General features: G+C 34.6%; 16 protein-coding genes. 13 read left to right on the top strand and 3 right to left on the bottom strand.

The window, feature by feature from the left end; translation table 11 throughout:
- Positions 1-28 precede the first annotated feature (28 nt).
- The 6 genes from Q4500_RS12640 to mqo all read left to right on the top strand — a co-directional run bounded on the left by Q4500_RS12640 (position 29) and on the right by mqo (position 5,815).
- Positions 29-1,135, top strand: coding sequence for an efflux RND transporter periplasmic adaptor subunit (locus Q4500_RS12640; RefSeq protein ID WP_303600008.1), 1,107 nt, complete (start codon positions 29-31; stop codon positions 1,133-1,135).
- 73 nt (positions 1,136-1,208) lie between these two features.
- Entirely contained in the window at positions 1,209-1,649 is a 441-nt protein-coding gene (locus Q4500_RS12635; protein ID WP_303600007.1) for a thioredoxin family protein, read from the top strand.
- 43 nt (positions 1,650-1,692) lie between these two features.
- On the top strand, positions 1,693-2,631 hold the full coding sequence (locus Q4500_RS12630; RefSeq protein WP_303600033.1) for an FAD:protein FMN transferase: 939 nt from the start codon (positions 1,693-1,695) through the stop codon (positions 2,629-2,631).
- Complete coding sequence (locus Q4500_RS12625) at positions 2,628-2,840, top strand: DUF4266 domain-containing protein (protein ID WP_303600006.1); 213 nt, start codon at positions 2,628-2,630, stop codon at positions 2,838-2,840. The genes Q4500_RS12630 and Q4500_RS12625 overlap by 4 nt, the downstream gene beginning before the upstream one ends.
- A 23-nt stretch (positions 2,841-2,863) precedes the next feature.
- The gene (locus tag Q4500_RS12620; RefSeq protein WP_303600005.1) at positions 2,864-4,189 is read left to right on the top strand and encodes a DUF3570 domain-containing protein; all 1,326 of its coding nucleotides are present in this window, start codon (positions 2,864-2,866) and stop codon (positions 4,187-4,189) included.
- A 150-nt stretch (positions 4,190-4,339) separates the two neighbouring features.
- Entirely contained in the window at positions 4,340-5,815 is a 1,476-nt protein-coding gene (gene mqo / locus Q4500_RS12615) for a malate dehydrogenase (quinone) (RefSeq protein ID WP_303600004.1), read from the top strand.
- Positions 5,816-6,128: 313 nt separating this feature from the next.
- Here mqo and Q4500_RS12610 read toward each other — a convergent pair whose 3' ends face one another.
- From Q4500_RS12610 to Q4500_RS12600, 3 genes are all read right to left on the bottom strand, one after another.
- Complete coding sequence (locus Q4500_RS12610; protein WP_303600003.1) at positions 6,129-8,333, bottom strand: xanthine dehydrogenase family protein molybdopterin-binding subunit; 2,205 nt, start codon at positions 8,331-8,333, stop codon at positions 6,129-6,131.
- Positions 8,334-8,379: 46 nt separating this feature from the next.
- Positions 8,380-8,844, bottom strand: coding sequence for a (2Fe-2S)-binding protein (locus tag Q4500_RS12605; protein WP_282050515.1), 465 nt, complete (start codon positions 8,842-8,844; stop codon positions 8,380-8,382).
- A gap of 284 nt (positions 8,845-9,128) precedes the next feature.
- The gene (locus Q4500_RS12600; protein ID WP_303600002.1) at positions 9,129-9,581 is read right to left on the bottom strand and encodes a PA2169 family four-helix-bundle protein; all 453 of its coding nucleotides are present in this window, start codon (positions 9,579-9,581) and stop codon (positions 9,129-9,131) included.
- 239 nt (positions 9,582-9,820) lie between these two features.
- Between Q4500_RS12600 and Q4500_RS12595 the strand changes: the two genes are divergently transcribed.
- The 7 genes from Q4500_RS12595 (at position 9,821) to Q4500_RS12565 (ending at position 18,736) form a co-directional block, all read left to right on the top strand.
- A complete protein-coding gene (locus tag Q4500_RS12595; protein ID WP_282050508.1) occupies positions 9,821-9,964 on the top strand; it encodes a hypothetical protein in 144 nt (47 codons plus the stop codon).
- Positions 9,965-10,119: 155 nt separating this feature from the next.
- On the top strand, positions 10,120-11,346 hold the full coding sequence (locus Q4500_RS12590; RefSeq protein WP_303600001.1) for a cell envelope biogenesis protein OmpA: 1,227 nt from the start codon (positions 10,120-10,122) through the stop codon (positions 11,344-11,346).
- 66 nt (positions 11,347-11,412) lie between these two features.
- Positions 11,413-13,188, top strand: coding sequence for a type IX secretion system membrane protein PorP/SprF (locus Q4500_RS12585; RefSeq protein WP_303600000.1), 1,776 nt, complete (start codon positions 11,413-11,415; stop codon positions 13,186-13,188).
- 682 nt (positions 13,189-13,870) lie between these two features.
- The gene (locus tag Q4500_RS12580; protein WP_303599999.1) at positions 13,871-14,512 is read left to right on the top strand and encodes a response regulator transcription factor; all 642 of its coding nucleotides are present in this window, start codon (positions 13,871-13,873) and stop codon (positions 14,510-14,512) included.
- Positions 14,513-14,746: 234 nt separating this feature from the next.
- Positions 14,747-16,234 (top strand): xylulokinase, encoded by a 1,488-nt coding sequence (locus Q4500_RS12575; protein ID WP_303599998.1) that lies wholly within the window; start codon positions 14,747-14,749, stop codon positions 16,232-16,234.
- A gap of 1 nt (position 16,235) precedes the next feature.
- Entirely contained in the window at positions 16,236-17,561 is a 1,326-nt protein-coding gene (xylA, locus tag Q4500_RS12570) for a xylose isomerase (RefSeq protein ID WP_303600032.1), read from the top strand.
- Between the two features lie 158 nt (positions 17,562-17,719).
- Positions 17,720-18,736: a LacI family DNA-binding transcriptional regulator gene (locus Q4500_RS12565; protein ID WP_367275148.1), complete on the top strand. Its 1,017-nt coding sequence runs from the start codon at positions 17,720-17,722 to the stop codon at positions 18,734-18,736.
- Position 18,737: the final 1 nt, after the last annotated feature.

Genomic DNA, 18,737 nt, shown 5'->3' with positions numbered 1-18,737 from the left:
ATATAAATTCAAAATAATAATGCTTTTCATGTTCATCATAATTTCAAGTTGTGGGGACAAGGCAAATAAATTAAACGAGAATGGCACATCTGAAGTACAAACAGATGACCGAATTCAAATTACGCAAGCACAATTCGACCAGAATAAAATGGAGATTGCTAGTATGACTGAGAGTGATTTTCCGGTAATGGTAGCGACCTCTGGTATGATAGATGTGCCCCCAGAAAATAGGGCAGTGGTGAGTGCTACAATGGGTGGTTATATTAAAACTACACCTTTGTTAATTGGGGATAAAGTACGTAAAGGGCAGTTGTTGGTTACTATTGAGAATCCGGAGTTTGTATCCTTACAACAACAATACATGGAGGTCAATGGGCAGCTGGGTTATTTGAAGTCAGAGTACGAACGTCAGCAAACCATGGTAACCGAAAATATAACATCTCAGAAAAGCTTTTTAAAAGCAGAGAGTGATTATAAAACTGGGGTAGCAAAGTACAACGGACTACGAAAGCAACTAAGCATGTTGAATATATCACCAGAACAAGTAGAAAAAGGAAATATAAGTTCGGTAGCCACCATTTATGCACCTATTGAAGGTAGTATTACAAGCGTAAATGTTTCAAAAGGTACATATGTTTCTCCCGCAACTTCAATTATGGAAATCATTAATAATGACCATATTCATTTAGAACTTTCGGTTTTCGAAAAAGATATTATGAAAGTAAAAAAAGATCAGGAAGTCGTATTTAGAATACCAGAAGCTTCAAAAGAGGAATATATGGCAGAAGTTCATTTGGTAGGTACCTCTATAGGTAAAAATAGAACGATAAAGGTTCATGCACATATAGAAAATGAAGATGAAGCTAACTTTCTAACTGGTATGTTCGTAGAGGCGAATATTATTACAGAAACCTCGAAACAAATGTCGCTTCCATCAGTGGCTATTGCAGTGGTTGAAAACGAATCGTTTGTACTACTTTTAGAAGAGAAAAAAGGAAATACGTATTATTTTAAGCAAGTACCTGTCAAGATCTTAGGTAGTTATAAAAATAAAACCTCGTTCAGTAATTCATCGACTTTTAAACAAGATGCACAATTTTTGGCAAAAGGTGCGTTTAGCCTGATAGGAGCGTAACTTTAATATAGTAGTAAAAAGAAAGTTATTGATGGAATAGTTGACTTAATAAAGGTTAGTTTAATAAATAGATATGAAAAAATATATAGTGTTTCTGTTATTTACGGTAATTAGTGTTGGTACAATAACAGCGCAAGACTGGAATACAGATTTTACAACAGCTAAAGAGCTTGCCGAAACTAATGATCTGCCAATAATACTAGTTTTTCAAGGTTCAGATTGGTGTGCACCTTGTATTAAATTAGATAGGGCAATATGGTCTACAAATGAGTTTAAAGACTATGCAAAAGAGCATTATGTAATGTTACAGGCAGATTTTCCTCGTAGAAAAAAGAATGCGTTGCCAGAGGAGCAATTGAATAAAAATAAGGTATTGGCTGAAAATTATAACAGACAGGGGATTTTTCCCTTTGTTGTGGTTATGAATGCCAATGGTGAAGTTTATGGTGAAACCAGTTACAAGAAACTGACACCGAAAGAGTACATAGAAGAATTAAATTCATTTATAAAATAGATTGAAGAAACTAACTCTCATAGTATTATTTTTTTCTGTTGGTATGCTGTATGCTCAGGAGCCTTATAAGCGTACCATTAAATTAATGGGTAGCCGTTTTGATATTACTGTAGTGGCTAAAGATCCTGTTGAAGGAAATGTGTTTATTGACATGGCTATCAGTGAAATAACAAGAATAGAAAAGCTGATTTCTTCTTGGGATATAAACTCGCAGACATCAAAAATTAATAGAAATGCTGGCATTAAGCCAGTGCAAGTTAATATAGAATTATTCAATTTAATACAACGTGGAATAGGTATTTCTAAGCTGACCGATGGGGCTTTTGATATTAGTTATGCCTCGATGGATAAAATTTGGAAGTTCGATGGCAGCATGATCTTTATGCCTTCAGAAGAGTCCATTAAAGCGTCTGTAGTTAAAGTAGGCTATCATAATATAATTTTAGATAAAGAGAACCATACCGTTTTTCTGAAGTTAGCCGGAATGAGAATCGGTTTCGGAGCCATTGGCAAAGGCTACGCTGCAGATAAGGCAAAAGATTTGTTGAAATCTAAAGGAGTAGTTGCAGGTATAATAAATGCATCTGGCGACATGAATACCTGGGGAAAACAACCAGATGGAAAAGAATGGAAGGTAGCTATTACCAATCCTATGGATAAGAACAAGGTTTTTGCTTTGTTACCTATAACCAAAGGGGCAGTAGTAACATCTGGCAATTACGAGAAGTATGTGAATTTTAATGATGTAAGATATACCCATATAATTGATCCTAGAAGTGGTTATCCGGCAACGGGTATTATTAGTGTTACGGTATTTGCTCCTAAAGCAGAATTAGCAGATGCTTTGGCAACATCGGTATTTGTTATGGGCATTGAGGTCGGCTTAAATAGAATAGAACAACTGCCACAGGTAGAATGTATTATTATAGACGATAAAGGAAATATTATCACATCAAAGAATATAGAAATAGAAAAGTCATGATGAAGAAGATTTTAATTTTTGCCTTGATAGCAGCTTCTTTCAGTAGCTGTACAGTGTTGAAGGAGTACGAGAAAATAAATATTAATGATCCAGATATGGTTTTGCAAGATAAAAAGGTAGACCGCAATTTAACAACGGCTCATTCCTACAGAGAAGCTGCTGCAGGTGCAAACGGAGGAAAAACCGGTGGAGGTTGCGGCTGTAATTAATATTGAATTCAATTATTTACAAAATGAAAATATTCAAAATAACAGTTTCTATAGCTGCCTTATTCGTGTTCACGATAGATTATGCCCAGCAAACGCAAGACTCTGTAAAGACCTATAAAAAACGTGTTTTAGAAACTACCGAGGTAGATTTTTTAACAAGTTATTATTCACAAGATGGTGATAATGCTGCGGTAAGCGGAGGTTTAGGTACTGAAGAGTTAACCGATTTTACGGGTACGTTCTTAGTTGCGATTCCTTTAAACGATGACGATATTCTTACCATAGATGCTGGTGTTTCGGCATATACATCTGCTTCTTCTAGTAATGTAGATCCTTTTGATGGTGGCCAGCCAGCAGATCCATTTGTAGCAAGTTCTGGAGCTTCTAGTTCAGATACATGGGCAAGTATATCTAGTTCTTATAGTCATAGTTCAGACGATAGAAATACTATAGTTTCAGGTAAACTATCCGCCTCTAGAGAATATGATTACACCTCTTTAGGTTTCGGTGGCGGATTAACAAAATTATTCAATGAAAAGAATACTGAGGTTAGTGTAAATGCTAGTGTTTATTTAGATTCGTGGACGGCCATTTATCCTAGAGAATTAAGACCTTTTGTTAGCGGAGGAAATGGTTTGTCTAATGGTTTTTTTGATGATAAAACAATCACCGGAAATGCAAACTATAGTCCTATTTTTGATGAGTTTTCAGACGAAAAAAGAAATTCCTACGCCCTAGGATTCGGATTTTCTCAAATTCTAAGTAAAAACCTGCAAGGGTCATTGGCATTAGATTTTATTAAGCAAGATGGCTTGTTATCTACTCCGTTTCAACGTGTTTATTTTAGTGATATAGCAGATTCGTTTATTGAAAACTTTCAGTTGGCAGACGCAATAGAACAGTTACCAAATAGACGATTTAAGGTAGCTGCAGGCGGTCGTTTAAATTGGTATATCAATGAAACATTTGTCGTTAGAAGCTTTTATCGATATTACTACGATGATTGGGGTATAAACTCACATACGGCAAGTGTAGAGGTGCCTATTAAGCTTACCGATAAGTTTACAATTTATCCATCTTATAGATATTATCAACAATCGGCAGCAGATTATTTCTTTGGTTATGAAGAAGCACTTTCTACTGATACGTTTTATACCTCAGATTATGATTTGTCGAAATATTCGGCAAACCAATTTGGTTTGGGAGTCTCCTACACAGATATTTTTACAAAAATGAATATTTGGAAACTCGGACTTAAAAGTATTGATTTAAAGTTCTATAAATATGATAGGGATACAACCTTTAGCTCTAGTATCGTCACCGCAGGGTTTAAGTTTGTGATGGATTAAAATTTATGATACTTGATATACAAAAAAAGCTGGTCTATAGACCAGCTTTTTGTTTTTATGATATGGTTTTAATTTTGGCATCGTTCAGAATTAACCAAAAGAAATAGCTAACTTTTCAAGCGTATAAAGCAGTACTAAAATTTGATTTTGATGGAATTGAGAAAAGAATACGACCTTATTTGTGTAGGTGCAGGTATCATGAGTGCAACGTTAGCATTATTGGTAAAACAGTTAAAGCCAGATCTTAATGTGCTGATCGTTGAACGATTAGATAAAGTGGCACAAGAAAGTTCTGCAGCTTGGAACAATGCTGGCACAGGTCATTCTGCCTTATGTGAACTGAATTATACCCCAGAAGATGAAGATGGTCATGTGAATATTAAAAAGGCAATAGACATTTGTACACAATTTGAAACCTCTAAACAGTATTGGTCTTTTTTAGTGAACGAGGGACTTATAAAAGATCCAAAATCATTTATTACTCCAGTGCCACATCACAGTTGGGTAAAAGGGAAAGACAATGTCGACTACCTTGAAAATCGATATCAAGCTTTTAAAGGGCATTTTATGTTTGATACCATCGAGTTTACCAGAGCAGCAGATAAAATGGAGGAGTGGTTTCCGTTGATGATGCATGGCAGAACTGAAGATGAGGTTATGGCAGCTTCCAGAATTAATAGAGGAACAGAAATGAATTATGGTTCTTTAACCGAGCAATTATTCGATATTCTAGAAAAAGTGTATAATACTAAAGTGTTGTTCAATACCGAAGTAGAAGATATTGATCCCGATCATGATGTAGAATGGTTGGTGAAAATGGAAAATATAAATACAGGAGTCAAGAATACTGTAGATTCCGAGCATGTCTTTATAGGTGCTGGGGGAGGTAGTTTGTTATTATTACAAAAAGTAGAGATAGAAGAAAAGGATGGTTATGGTGGTTTCCCGGTAAGCGGGGAGTGGCTGGTATGTAAAAATCCAGATATAATTAATCAGCATAATGCGAAGGTATACAGTAAAGCAGGTATTGGTGATCCACCAATGTCGGTACCACATTTAGATACTAGGTTTATTAATGGTAAAAGAGAATTGTTATTCGGTCCGTTTGCAGGGTTTAGTCCCAAGTTTTTAAAAGAAGGTTCATATTTAGATTTATTAAAATCTATCAATTTTGAAAATATACCTTCTATGTGGGGTGTGTTTTGGCACAATTTACCGCTAACGAAATATTTGGTAGAACAAGTAGCCATGAGTTTTGAAGATAGAATGGATTCATTACGAGTATTTCTTAAAGATGCCAAAAGCGAAGATTGGGAGATAATGGTTGCCGGTCAACGTGTACAGACGATTAAGAAAGATGAGTTTGAAGGTGGTTCGTTAGAATTTGGTACACAATTGGTAAGTAGTAAAGATGGTAAAATTACTTGTTTGTTGGGCGCATCGCCAGGTGCTTCTACATCGGTAAAGATTATGTTAGATGTACTCGAAAAGGCATTTCCTGAAATAATGGAGTCTGAGTTTGGTAAACAACAGTTAAACGAAATGGTACCTTTTTATAAAAAAGAAGTAACCGAAGATTTGTTCAACAATGAACTTGCCCGAGTAACGAATGTTTTAGATTTATAAAAGAATGTTTTATTTAAGATAAAGATTATACTTAATAACATTAAATTAATTCAATATTAAGGTTGTATTTGCATTTTTCTAGTTTAGTGTAGAAATTACGAATCATTAGCAATTAGATTTGTGGCAGCTTATATTTTTAGTTTAAATAATAAATTAAAAGATGCTAACGATAAAACCATTCTAACCATTAACAATGATTCAATAGGTTATTTCATGGTGGTTTTGAAATTTAAAATATAACATCCCTTCCAAATAATTAAAAACGCCTAAATCTAAAATTTAGGCGTTTTTATTTTGAATCAGCATAAGAATGTTAGCCAATTACCGATTTTTCAGTAATAAATGGTTGATTGTAATATCTTTTACCAGTTGCTTTATATAATGCATTTGCCAATGCACCCATAATTGGAGGTAAAGAAGGCTCTCCTAAACCAGTAGGATCTATTCCATTATCTACAAAAAAAGTTTCAATTTCTTTCGGTGCTTCTTTATGTCGTATTAAGCGATAGGTATCAAAATTCTTATGTTGAGGTTTACCATCTTCAAAAGTCATTTCGCTATAGGTAGCGTGACCGATGCCATCAATGATTCCGCCTTCAATTTGATTTTTTGCAGCCATAGGGTTAATGACAATTCCGCAATCTACGGCACACCATACTTTAGTGACCTTTGGTGATTTTGTATCGGTTGCTAAGTCTAAAACTTGCGCAACATAAGAGTTGTGGCAGTAATAAGCCGAAACACCTCTTGCGGCTCCGTTTCTCTGACTTCCGTCCCAACCAGCTTTATCTCTCACTAATTTAAGAACACCTGCATAACGCACTGGGTCGTAATCGTTCTTTTCAGGTTCACCAACAGGGTTTTTGATAGCTCTGTCAAATAACTCTAATCTAAATTCTATTGGGTCTTTACCAGCAGCTTCTGCAACTTCATCTAAAAATGCTTGTTCGGCACCGGCAATAAAGTTAGAGCGTGGCGCACGCCAAGCACCTGTGGTTACATTTGTTTCTAAACTGAATTTTTCAGCTAAGTAATTATCTACAGCACCTGCCGGAAATCTATTTTCAAAAAGTAAATCATCATTAGATCCTGCACCTTTAACATGCCAGGCAATTAAATTACCTTCTTTGTTTAAACCTGCTTTATATTTTACTTTATAGGTAGGACGGTAGGTACCTTGGGTCATATCATCTTCACGCGTATACACCAATTTTATAGGTGCTTTCATGTGTTGAGAAATTACCGCAGCTTCCACACCGAAAGTTCCATATAGACGACGACCAAATCCGCCACCCATACGGCTCATTTTAATATCAATTTTTTCAACTGGCATACCTAATCTAGAAGCCAGTGTCTTTTCTAAAAACTCAGGAGTTTGTATTGGTCCATTGAACAAAGCTCTTTCAGCAGTAACATCTGCATAAAAGTTCATTGGCTCCATCGTATTGTGTGCTAAAAAAGGAGCACTATATGTGCGTTCTATAACCTTATCTGCTTTTTTAAATGCACTAGCTACATTACCATCTTTACGAGCTGGCTGTTTAGAAGAAGTATTCAATAATTTAGTCAATGCTTCATCATGCCCTTCTGTACTTTCTAAAGCCGTTGATTCTTCCCATTCCACATTCAATGCCTTTTTTGCCTGCATACATTGCCAAGTGCTCTCACCAACAATGGCAACAAGCTTATCAATAGAACCGGCATCAGACCATTGTTTCTCCGTATCATCTTTATATACATCAATAGGGAAAACATCTTTAATACCTGGCATAGATTTTACAGTATCTGCATTCATCGATTTATAGGTCAGGCCGAACGCAGGCGGATGAACGATCATGGCGATCATCATTCCTTCTTCTTGAATATCAATACCGAATAAAGGTTTACCAGTTATAATATTTGGACCATCAACATTTCGTCTATCCGTTCCAATAATATCAAAATCATTTGTTTCTTTAAGTTTCACCTCTTCAGGTACAGGCATTGTAGCTGCTTTTGAAGCCATATCACCAAATCCGGCTGAGTTGTTTGATGCGGTATGACCTATAACACCTGCATCAACCGTAATTTCAGAAGCATCAACCTGCCATGCATCTGCAGCTGCGGCAACTAGCATATGTCTAGCAGTAGCACCTGCCATTCTTAATCCAGACCAACCAACTCGAATAGATTGACTACCACCTGCCAGTTGTCTTTGAAAAATATCGGTATTTAAAGGCGCTTGTTCAACGATTACATTTTTCCAATCTACACCAAGTTCATCTGCGACAATCATGGGCATAGAGGTCTTTACATTTTGTCCTATTTCTGGGTTAGGCGACATAATAGTTACCATACCGTTATCGCCAATTTTAAGAAAGCTATTAATATCGAACCATTCTTTAGGTATATTACTTACTTGCTCAGGAGTTGGTTTACATGAAGCTAGCCAACTGAATCCTAAAATCATACCGCCACCGGCAAGCGAACCGCTTTTTAAAAAAGAACGTCTGTTATATGTTGTTTTAATAAGTGTCATTTGTATTTTTTTTGAAGGTTAAAATCCCAAAATTGTGGGGTTATAATTACGCGTTAGAAATACTTGAAGCATTTTTAATTGCTTTCTTAATTCGCGTATATGTACCACAACGACAGATATTACCGTTCATAGCATCTTCAATTTCAGTATCAGTAGGATTAGGATTTCGCTTTAAGAATGCGCTAGCATTCATAATTTGACCTGCTTGACAATATCCGCATTGGTACACATCTTCTTCTAACCAAGCCTTTTGAACAGGATGATCTCCGTTTTCAGAAAGTCCCTCAATAGTTGTAATTGATTGTTCGCCTACAGCAGAAACTGGCAGTTGACAAGAGCGCACTGCATTATCGCCTAAATGAACGGTACATGCACCACATTGTGCAATACCACAACCAAATTTTGTACCTACCAATTTTAAATGATCTCGTAATACCCAAAGCATTGGTGTAGTGGGATCTACATCTACTTCTTGAGTTTTTCCATTAACTTTTAAACTGAAATTTGCCATTCGTTTTTCCTATTTGTTTGAGTCCTTTGAAATTAGGAATTTTTTTAGAGTAAACGGAAGCAATGAATCATAAATTATCATAAAATTAATATGAAAGCTAATTTTGATATAATGTTGGGTCAACTGAAGTAATTGTAAAGTTAATGTATATTAAAAGACCATAATTTTTTCTATTTTATTTGAGCATTTTTATTCATGTGTTAAATTTCGATATTTGTATTTAATTAGACATAAAAAAAAGCCCTTGCAATTTGCAAGGGCTTTTTACTTTATAAATATATCTACTATCTGTGATGTTCTAAGATTTCAGTAGTTTCTAAATCATTCTGCAAAAAATATTTTTGCGCTCTAATAATTTCTTTTAAGCGGTGTGTCATCATAACTTCTGCAAGTGCATTATCATAATCATTAATTGCTGCTTTATCGCCTCTAACAGCTTCTTCTAACATTGCTTCGTCATTATCTTCTGCGAAAAATGCTTTTACATCCATCCAAGTTCTGTGTAAAGTACCAGCTGCGCTTCCTTCAATTTCTACGCTACCTAAATCTAGTTCTGGCACCGCTGCTCTAAGTTCTCTTAAGAATTGCATGCGATCAATAACTTTTTTCTCAAAGTAACTTTTGATTCCTACTTCTTTTGAATTTTCAGATGCTTTTTCAAAACCTTTAATGGCATCTTCATTTTTACTTACCAAGTCTTTTAAATGGTCTTCAATTTTTGCTATATCAGTATTCATATTTTAAATTTTATAAGGCGGTTAAGCCTTTGATTAAATAAATTTTATAGTACTAAGGTACAAGCATTACATCAGTAAGCTTAGCTATAAAAAATAGTAGTTTTGCTCTATTCAATAATCTGTAAACTACTGTAATCATTAGTGTTTGTTATACTTGTTAGCATATATTTTCTACGGATAGAGTTAAGTTTAAATAAGCTTAAATACTATTTTAGAGGGTAACAATTAAAAAGAAGATTATGGGATTATCACCACTATTTGGAGTAGCGAAATTATTAGTAAGAAGTAGAAAATTGAAAATGGCAGCGGTAGGCTTACAGTTGGCATATTTAGGTTATACCTACATTTCAGATAAAAGAAAAAATAAACAGGTTCAAAAATAATTTAATTGTCTATTTAAATAATTGATTATAAGTGTATTATGGTAATTTATCGATTGTATGGTTCATTAAATTTTTAAAAACCTATGAATTTTTATTAATAATCAATTGAATGAGTTACAAGACCTTTGGAGTATTAATCCCCAAAATCTAGTAACATGAACAATTCAATTAAAATCAGCCTTTTGTTTGCTTGTATGGCAACCATGGGCTATGGCCAAGATTTGGCCTACAATGACAACGGTACAAGTTTTCAACAAAGAAAGGTTGAAGAAGTAACTAACCGTACAGAAAATTATAATCAACTAAAGACACTTGGTTTTTCTGATGCAGAAATCTTTGAAGATTTAGGTAATGCCAATTTCCTGACCAAAAAATATGCAAATGCATTATACTGGTACGGTAGATTGATGGAAATCTCTGCAGATGGTACTTTAAAAAGAAGCTATCAGAAAAGATTTGACCACGCAGTTTCTCAATTAGGTAAAGAAGTTCAGAATGAGTTAGCAGATGAAAACTGGACGGAGTTAGTTAAAGACGATTACAAAATGACACGAACAGTTGTGCCATCTCGTCTTACCACTAATAATAGAAGAAATTTTTTACCTTGGGATGATCAAGGTACCACTAAAGAGTTTGCGTCAAACAATGCAGCTCCAGTAAAAACTACTGGTGAGTATGCCCCACCGGTAGCATTGACAAATGGTGGTAACACTGCCTACTACAGTAAAACAACATACCGAAAACCTACAACAGGTATGTTCTCAAAAAAGAAAGAAATACACAAAATTTACAAAGCCGATAAAGTTGGTGGTAAGTGGCAAAAAATTACCGAAGTGGCTGTATGCCCTGGTGATTACTCTGCAAAGCATCCGGCAATTTCGCCAGACGGTAGTCGATTATTCTTTGCATCTAATATGCCAGGTAGTTTTGGCGAATATGATATATATGTAGCAACAATTCAAAAAAACGGAATGTTAGGTCAGGCAAAAAACTTGGGTTCGAAAGTAAATACAGCGAAGAATGACGTTCTCCCTAATCCTGTTTCAAATGGTAGTTTAGTATTCGCATCAGACGGTAGAGATGGTTATGGAGGCTTAGATGTCTATATGGTAGAAGTTGGTCAACGTAGTGTAGGTCTTGCCGTAAACATGGGCAACACCATAAATAGTTCTTATGACGAGTACTCGGTAAATCTTTTACAAAGCGATGGTTCTGGTTATGTAGTTTCTAACAGAATGGAACAAGGTAAGCATACACAAAATGTAGCTTTCAATTTAAGTGATAAGCCTATAAATGATAAAGATAGAGACGATCGCTTCTTAGAAGCTTTTAACTCAGATAGACGAACACAGTATTCAAGTTCTGTTTTCGAAGATGAATAACCACCCATTATTCATTTCCCCCAATTCATTTGACAAATTCAATTCTAATCATTTAAATCAATCGTTATGGAAAGTCCTTATAAAATCAATAGTTTTCTTATTGCTTTATTCTTATTGGCTCTTGTCCAAACAGTAAAAGGTCAAGAAACCAATGCAAATTTAGGATCAAGCAGTACGTACCACAACCAATTATTCTTCAATAGGTTTTTTATAAACCCAACGTTCTCTTTGGTACGTGAGAACAAATCATATTTAAACATTCTACATAGAAATCAATATGCAACCTTCGATGATAATAGTCAAAACTATTTTCTAGGGTTTAGCAACAAATTAAATGACCATACTGCTGTAGGTATTGGTGTTTACAGTCAATGGTCTGGTGTAGTTCAGGAATTTGGATTCAATGCCAACTACGCATCATCAGTACGATTGGGAGAGAAATCTGTTTTAACCTTTGGTACGAACGTTACCTATTTTAATCAAGGTTTAGATAAAAACAGGATTGTCGTTGGTGAAGAAGATCCTCAATTGGCAGATGCAAGAAAAGAAAGTAAAATTGCCATTCAACCAGGTATGAACTTGTCGTTAGGTAAGTTCGATTTCGGATTCTACGCAGAAGACCTTTTTAAATACAATCAAACAACGAACGAATTTTTAACCGAATTGTCTACAAAAAGTGTAAAGGCTTCGGTACAGTATACACACTCATTCGAACATTCAAGAGGACTTTTTACAGATGCTCGCTTAATGCCAATGGCGCAAGTGGGTCAGAACTATGATGGTAGTTTATATTACTTTGGATCGTTATTATTAGACATGCCAAACTACGGTTGGTTACAAACAACGGTAGACGAGGAGTATGGAGTAGCCGCAGGTGTTGGTTTTAACCTAAGTGATAAAATGTCTTTAGGATATTTAATGGAGAAAGACTTATCAAGTGAAGATGCCAATTTAGGATGGAATCATGAAATCACTTTAGCTTACAAATTTAAAGATGATGATTTGGCGATATCAGTAGCAGATAACTCATCAGATAATCAAATAGATAATATAGTACGTAATTATGAAGAGCAGATAGCTCATTTAATTGAAGAACGCGATAGCGCTAGAAAATCGGGTCGTAAGAGACAAGATGCATCTTCTAATACTACTTCTACGGCTTCAGAAAGTAGTTTAGCATATGAGAACAAGATTATTTTAGATGAGTTGATTCTACGTCAAGATTCTATAGAAATTGAAAGAATAGCAGCATTTGAAGAACGATTTGAATTAATTGTTAGAATGTTACGTAATGATATTGATACAACGATTAAGAGCTCTTTACAAGACTTTAGTGTAGAGGAAAACACATCTTATGCATCTAATGATCTAAATAATGATGCTATTGACTTTTTAACAGAGCCTGCTAATGCTTTTGTTGCCGAAACTACAAAATCAACAGTCGCAACAACATCTTCTTCAAGAAGAGCGAATTTTAAAGAATTTCCATCTTCAAGAGATAATTTTAAAGAGTTACCGGTTAAAATGATGGTAGATGCTAATGTTATCGATATGAATTCTGGTTACTATGTAATTGCAAATGTATACAGCCAAACAAAGTATATGAATGCATTTATGAAAGATTTACGTGAGAAAGGATTAGATCCTAAACAATTTTACAATAAAGAAAACGGTCTGTACTATGTGTACTTAGCAGATTACGATTATAAGAACGATGCACAAATGGCAGCAAGTACAGATTTAAATGGAAAATACAATAAAGAGAAATGGATCATGCAAGTAAGCGAAACAACGGCTACAGCATCAAATACTTTTGAAGATGATGATATAAGTATAGAGTAATATTTTAAAATCTATAAACCGTTACGGTTATATGGTTGATTTGAATTGTCAATAAAAGGAGGGGTTGTTGTCCGGGGGGATAACTGGGTTCCCTCCTTTATTTTTTGGTTTACAATTGTGGTGATTCTCGGTTTTAACTTTATGTTAACTATCGATGAATTACCTTATTTTTTATTAAAAGTTGGTATTTTAACGAAAATTCTTATGTTTTCAACGGGTATATTGTATTAATATATATATTTCAATCAGCAATAAGATTCAAACCCAATTGTATAACCCCAAATCCCCCCACAACCATGAATGTATTTTACCTACTAAATTCCGGCTTCAAAACACATTTTATTCTTCACAAGATTTCTATCATTTTAGAGCTCCGAAATCTCATTAACTCAAAGTTTGGCAAACGCCTCAGTTTTCAGAATTGACTCACTAGCGGTAATCCGTTTTTTGATTTAATTTTTACTAAACAATTGCGAAGTACAATCTAAATATTTTGATTGTTCTGTAAGGCATCCCTTGTCATTATATATGTAAAAGTGAATGTATAGCATATACTATTAGTTCATAATACATGTCTATTGTTTAGTTATTCAATCCTTGTAAAAGTTGATTGAAATTACGCAAAACTAACTGTAGTTATTGTTCTTTTTTAGAATGATAGCTTCAAAAAACTATGGAGATTATGAAAAATTCAAGCATTAGAATAATAGTATTAGAAAAAGATACCTCATTACATTCTGTATATAAAAATCACTTCGAGGAAATTAATGGTTATGAAGTGGTAGGCAGCTATACATCTGCCAAAGATGCCATTAAAGATTATAAGTTTACCAAACCTCATATAGTACTTTCAGAAATTGAATTGGATGATATGAATGGGGTAGATGCCATTAAACTTTTCAAGAAAAAAGACTGGGAAGTAAAAATCATCATGTTCAGTGAAATCAATGATTTTGACATTATTAAAAATGCATTCAAGAAAGGAGCAAATGGTTATTTAACAAAACCATTGACCTTAGATAAATTAGAACATGCATTACGTAGTATGGAGAAAGAAGGTGCAGCGATGAGCAATGATATTGTTAAGAAGATTATTAATAACTTTCATAGAAAGACATTTGCCTTTTTCTCTGAAAGAGAAAATCAAATTGTAGACTTTTTATGTCAAGGAGCTACTTATAAAATGATTGCGCAAAAGTTATTTGTAACTCCCAGTGCCGTAAATTTCCATATACAGAATATCTATTTAAAGTTAGATGTAAACTCTAAATCAGAAGCGCTTTCAAAGTTAGAGCAGCTTCAAAATCAGTTAGAACAGTATTAAAGTGCTTTTTGTTAAGTATTGATTTCTAGAGTAGTGCGAAAACCTTTTCGAAAATAAAGTGTTTTTTAAAATAGATTTAAATAACTGATAATCAAATTATTATAAAATATTATTGAGGTCGTTATATTTCTGAAAATTCTATTTACGATAATATTTCGTAGTACAAATATTGAATGGTCAGTATAGTAACTATTTTTGGTTTAACTTATTACAGCAAACCAATTTATACTATTTATGTACCATTTAGGATTAGATATCGGAAGTTCATCTATTAAGATTGCTTTGGTAAATGCTTCAACAGGAAAAAGTGTTGGAGTAATTACAGAGCCAGAGACAGAAATGTCAATGGAGGCTGTAAAAAACGGTTGGGCAGAACAAAGTCCAGAAGATTGGTGGCGCTACGTTTGTAGTGGTATCGACAAATTATGTGTACAAGAAAGTATTGGTAAATCTGATATTTCAGGCATCGGTATATCATATCAAATGCACGGTCTAGTGCTTATTGATAAAGAAGGTAATTCTCTAAGAAAATCTATAATTTGGTGCGATAGTAGGGCAGTAGGCATTGGTCAACAAGCCTATGAAGAAATAGGTGCAGAAACCTGTGATACCCATCTATTAAATTCACCTTCAAATTTTACGGCATCTAAGCTAAAATGGGTCAAAGAAAATGAGCCAGAAATTTACGCACAGATTTATAAGACGATGCTTCCCGGAGATTATATCGCTTATAAATTATCTGGAGTAGTAAATACGACCGTATCTGGTCTATCAGAAGGTATTTTTTGGGATTTCAAAAAGGATGCAATTGCTGATTTGGTATTAGATCAATACGGATTGGATAAAGAAATGATTCCCGATATCGTAGATACTTTTTCAGTACAATCTAAAGTAAATGAAAAAGGGGCAACTGAAAGCGGATTATCAACGGGTACACCCATATTATATAGAGCAGGCGATCAGCCAAATAACGCATTGACATTAAATGTTTTTAACCCTGGTGAAGTTGCGGCTACTGGTGGTACCTCTGGTGTTGTGTATGCCGTGACAGATAACCTTTCTGTGAAAGAAAGTTCACGAGTAAACAACTTTGCACACGTAAATTATTCACCTGGTAAACCAGCCAGAATTGGTAAACTACTTTGTATTAACGGAGCGGGTATTCAATATAGATGGTTATTGAATAATCTTAATGTTGAATCTTACGAAGAGATGAATACATTGGCAAATGAAGTACCAATTGGTTCAGATGGTGTCACAATGATTCCGTTCGGTAACGGAGCCGAAAGAATGTTGAAAAGTAAAGATGTAGGTACAAGAATTCTTAACCTAAATTTAAATAATCACGGTAAAGGTCATTTGTGTCGTTCTGCATTAGAAGGCATTGCTTTTTCGTTTGTCTACGGAATGGAAATAATGGAGTCAGACGGTATAAAAGTTAATGTTATGCGTGCCGGTAACGACAATCTTTTTCGTTCAGAAATATTTTCGAATACAGTGGCAACCTTAATAGGTTATGACATTGAAATTTATGATACTACTGGGGCAATTGGCGCGGCAAGAGCAGCGAATCTTCACAAAGGCGATTTTGAGGCATTCGGTAAGGCAATTTTAGATAATGATTACGTAATGACTTTTAGTCCTAAGAAAGATAAGAAAGCATACCAAGACGCATATGCAGTTTGGAAAAAAGAATTAGAATTAATATTGAACAACTTATAAAATCAACATAATGGCAAATAAGGAATATTTTAAAGGAATAGACAAAATTAAATTTGAAGGAAAGGAATCTGACAATCCGCTAGCCTTTAAATATTATAATCCGGATCAAGTAGTGGCAGGTAAAACCATGCGTGATCACTTTAAGTTTTCAACGGCGTACTGGCATACCTTCTGTGGTCAAGGTTCAGATCCATTTGGTCCCGGTACACAGAGTTTTGAGTGGGATAAATCTTCAGATGCAATACAAGCAGCAAAAGACAAGGCAGATGCCGCTTTTGAATTCTTTGATAAAATAGGATTTGATTACTACTGTTTTCATGATTTCGATTTAATTCAAGAAGGGTCAACATTTGCAGAATCTGAAAAAAGATTAGCAACGATTACTGACTACTTAAAAGAAAAACAAAAAGAATCTGGTAAGAAATTACTTTGGGGTACAGCAAACTGTTTCTCAAACCCAAGATATATGAACGGGGCTTCTACCAATCCTGATTTTAATGTATTGGCAAGAGCAGGTGGTCAAATTAAATTGGCTTTAGATGCTACCATTGCTTTAGGAGGTGAAAATTATGTTTTCTGGGGAGGTAGAGAAGGTTATATGTCTTTGTTGAACACAGATTTAGGTCGCGAAGTCGATCACATGGGTCAGTTTTTGACTATGGCAAGAGATTATGCTCGTAGCCAAGGATTTAAAGGAAGCTTCTTTATTGAGCCAAAACCAATGGAGCCTATGAAACATCAATACGATTTTGACAGTGCTACCGCAATAGGGTTCTTAAAAGAGTACGGCTTAGAGAACGATTTTAAAATGAACATCGAAGTGAACCATGCAACGTTGGCGCAGCATACTTTTCAGCATGAAATTGCTGTAGCAGCAAAAGCGGGAATGTTAGGTAGTTTAGATGCCAATAGAGGTGATTACCAAAATGGATGGGATACCGATCAGTTCCCAAATAACATTCAAGAAACAACAGAAGCAATGTTGGTATTTTTGGCTGCTGGTGGATTACAAGGTGGTGGAGTAAACTTTGATGCTAAAATAAGAAGAAATAGTACGGACTTAGAAGACGTGTTCCACGCACATATTGGTGGTGCTGATACTTTTGCAAGAGCATTGATCACTGCAGATAGAATTATTGAATCATCTTCATATAACAAGTTACGTGAAAACAGATACAGTTCTTTTGACTCAGGTAAGGGAAAAGATTTTGAAAACGGTAAGTTAAATATGAAAGATCTTTACAATATCGCCAAAGAAAATGGCGAGTTAGAATTACAGAGTGGTAAGCAAGAATTGTTTGAGAACATCATCAATCAATACATATAAATTGTATCTCGCCAACTCTAACCAATAATCATTGGTAATTTTGGTTATGGTATTTATAAAATATGAAAATAACTGTCCCTTGGTTTACCATTAGGGACAGTTTGCTTTTACGAATTATTTAAATGTCAATTTAAATCTGTTCTTTTGTAGTATTAATTATGAAAAAAGTAACTCTAAAAGATATAGCTGGGCATTTTGGTGTTTCTATCTCTACCGTTTCTAAAGCGATAAATGATAGTCACGAAATTAGTAATGACCTAAAGATAAAGATTCAGGCATACGCTAAAGAGAAACATTATAAGCCTAACCGGCTAGCACTTAATTTATTGAATAAGAGCACCAAGACTATTGGTGTAATCGTGCCCAATATTTTAAACTACTTTTTTGTTCAGGTGCTATACGGAATTGAAAAAGTGGCAAATGAAAGTGGCTATAATATTATTAGTTGTATTAGCAACGAATCTAAAGCCAAAGAAACAAAAACACTTGAATTTTTTGATGCAGGTACTGTAGATGGTGTTATCATGTCTTTAGCAGAAGAAAGCCAGAATGAAGACACGCATGAAGCATTAATAGATGTTATTAATAATGATATTCCTGTAGTACTTTTTGATAGGGTTTCAGAAAACGTGCAATGCGATAAAGTCGTTGTTGACGATTTAGAGGCAGGCTATAAAATAACCAAGCACTTAATAAATATTGGCTGTAAAAATATAGCGGTAGTTAACCCTATATCAAGTTCAAGCGTTGGTAAATTAAGACTTTTAGGATATAAAAAAGCATTAGAGGAATTAGATATTCCGTTTGATCCTAAGTTGGTTATCAATCTAACGATTAAAGATGATTTAGATTTATTGATGTCCTTTTTACTGAATTATAAGACGATAGATGGAATTATAGGTATAGATGAACTAATTGCTGTTCAAGTCTTAGAAGTGGTAAAGGCAAGAGGATATAATGTACCAAATGATATTTCGATCATTGGTTTTACAAACGGACAGTTATCTAAATACGTAACTCCGTCACTGACAATGGTAAGTCAGCATGGTAAATATATAGGGGAGCAAACAGCTAAATTGTTGATTAACAGAATTAAAAACCCTGGGTTACCTTACGAGACTAAGGTTGTGAAAACCAGCTTGTTGGTAAGAGATTCCACCAAAAAATTACAATAAT

This window comes from Maribacter sp. 1_MG-2023 (assembly GCF_030547005.1).
GTDB lineage: Bacteria > Bacteroidota > Bacteroidia > Flavobacteriales > Flavobacteriaceae > Maribacter.
Note: the sequence above shows the minus strand (reverse complement) of the source record. Positions and strands in the feature narration are given on the sequence as shown.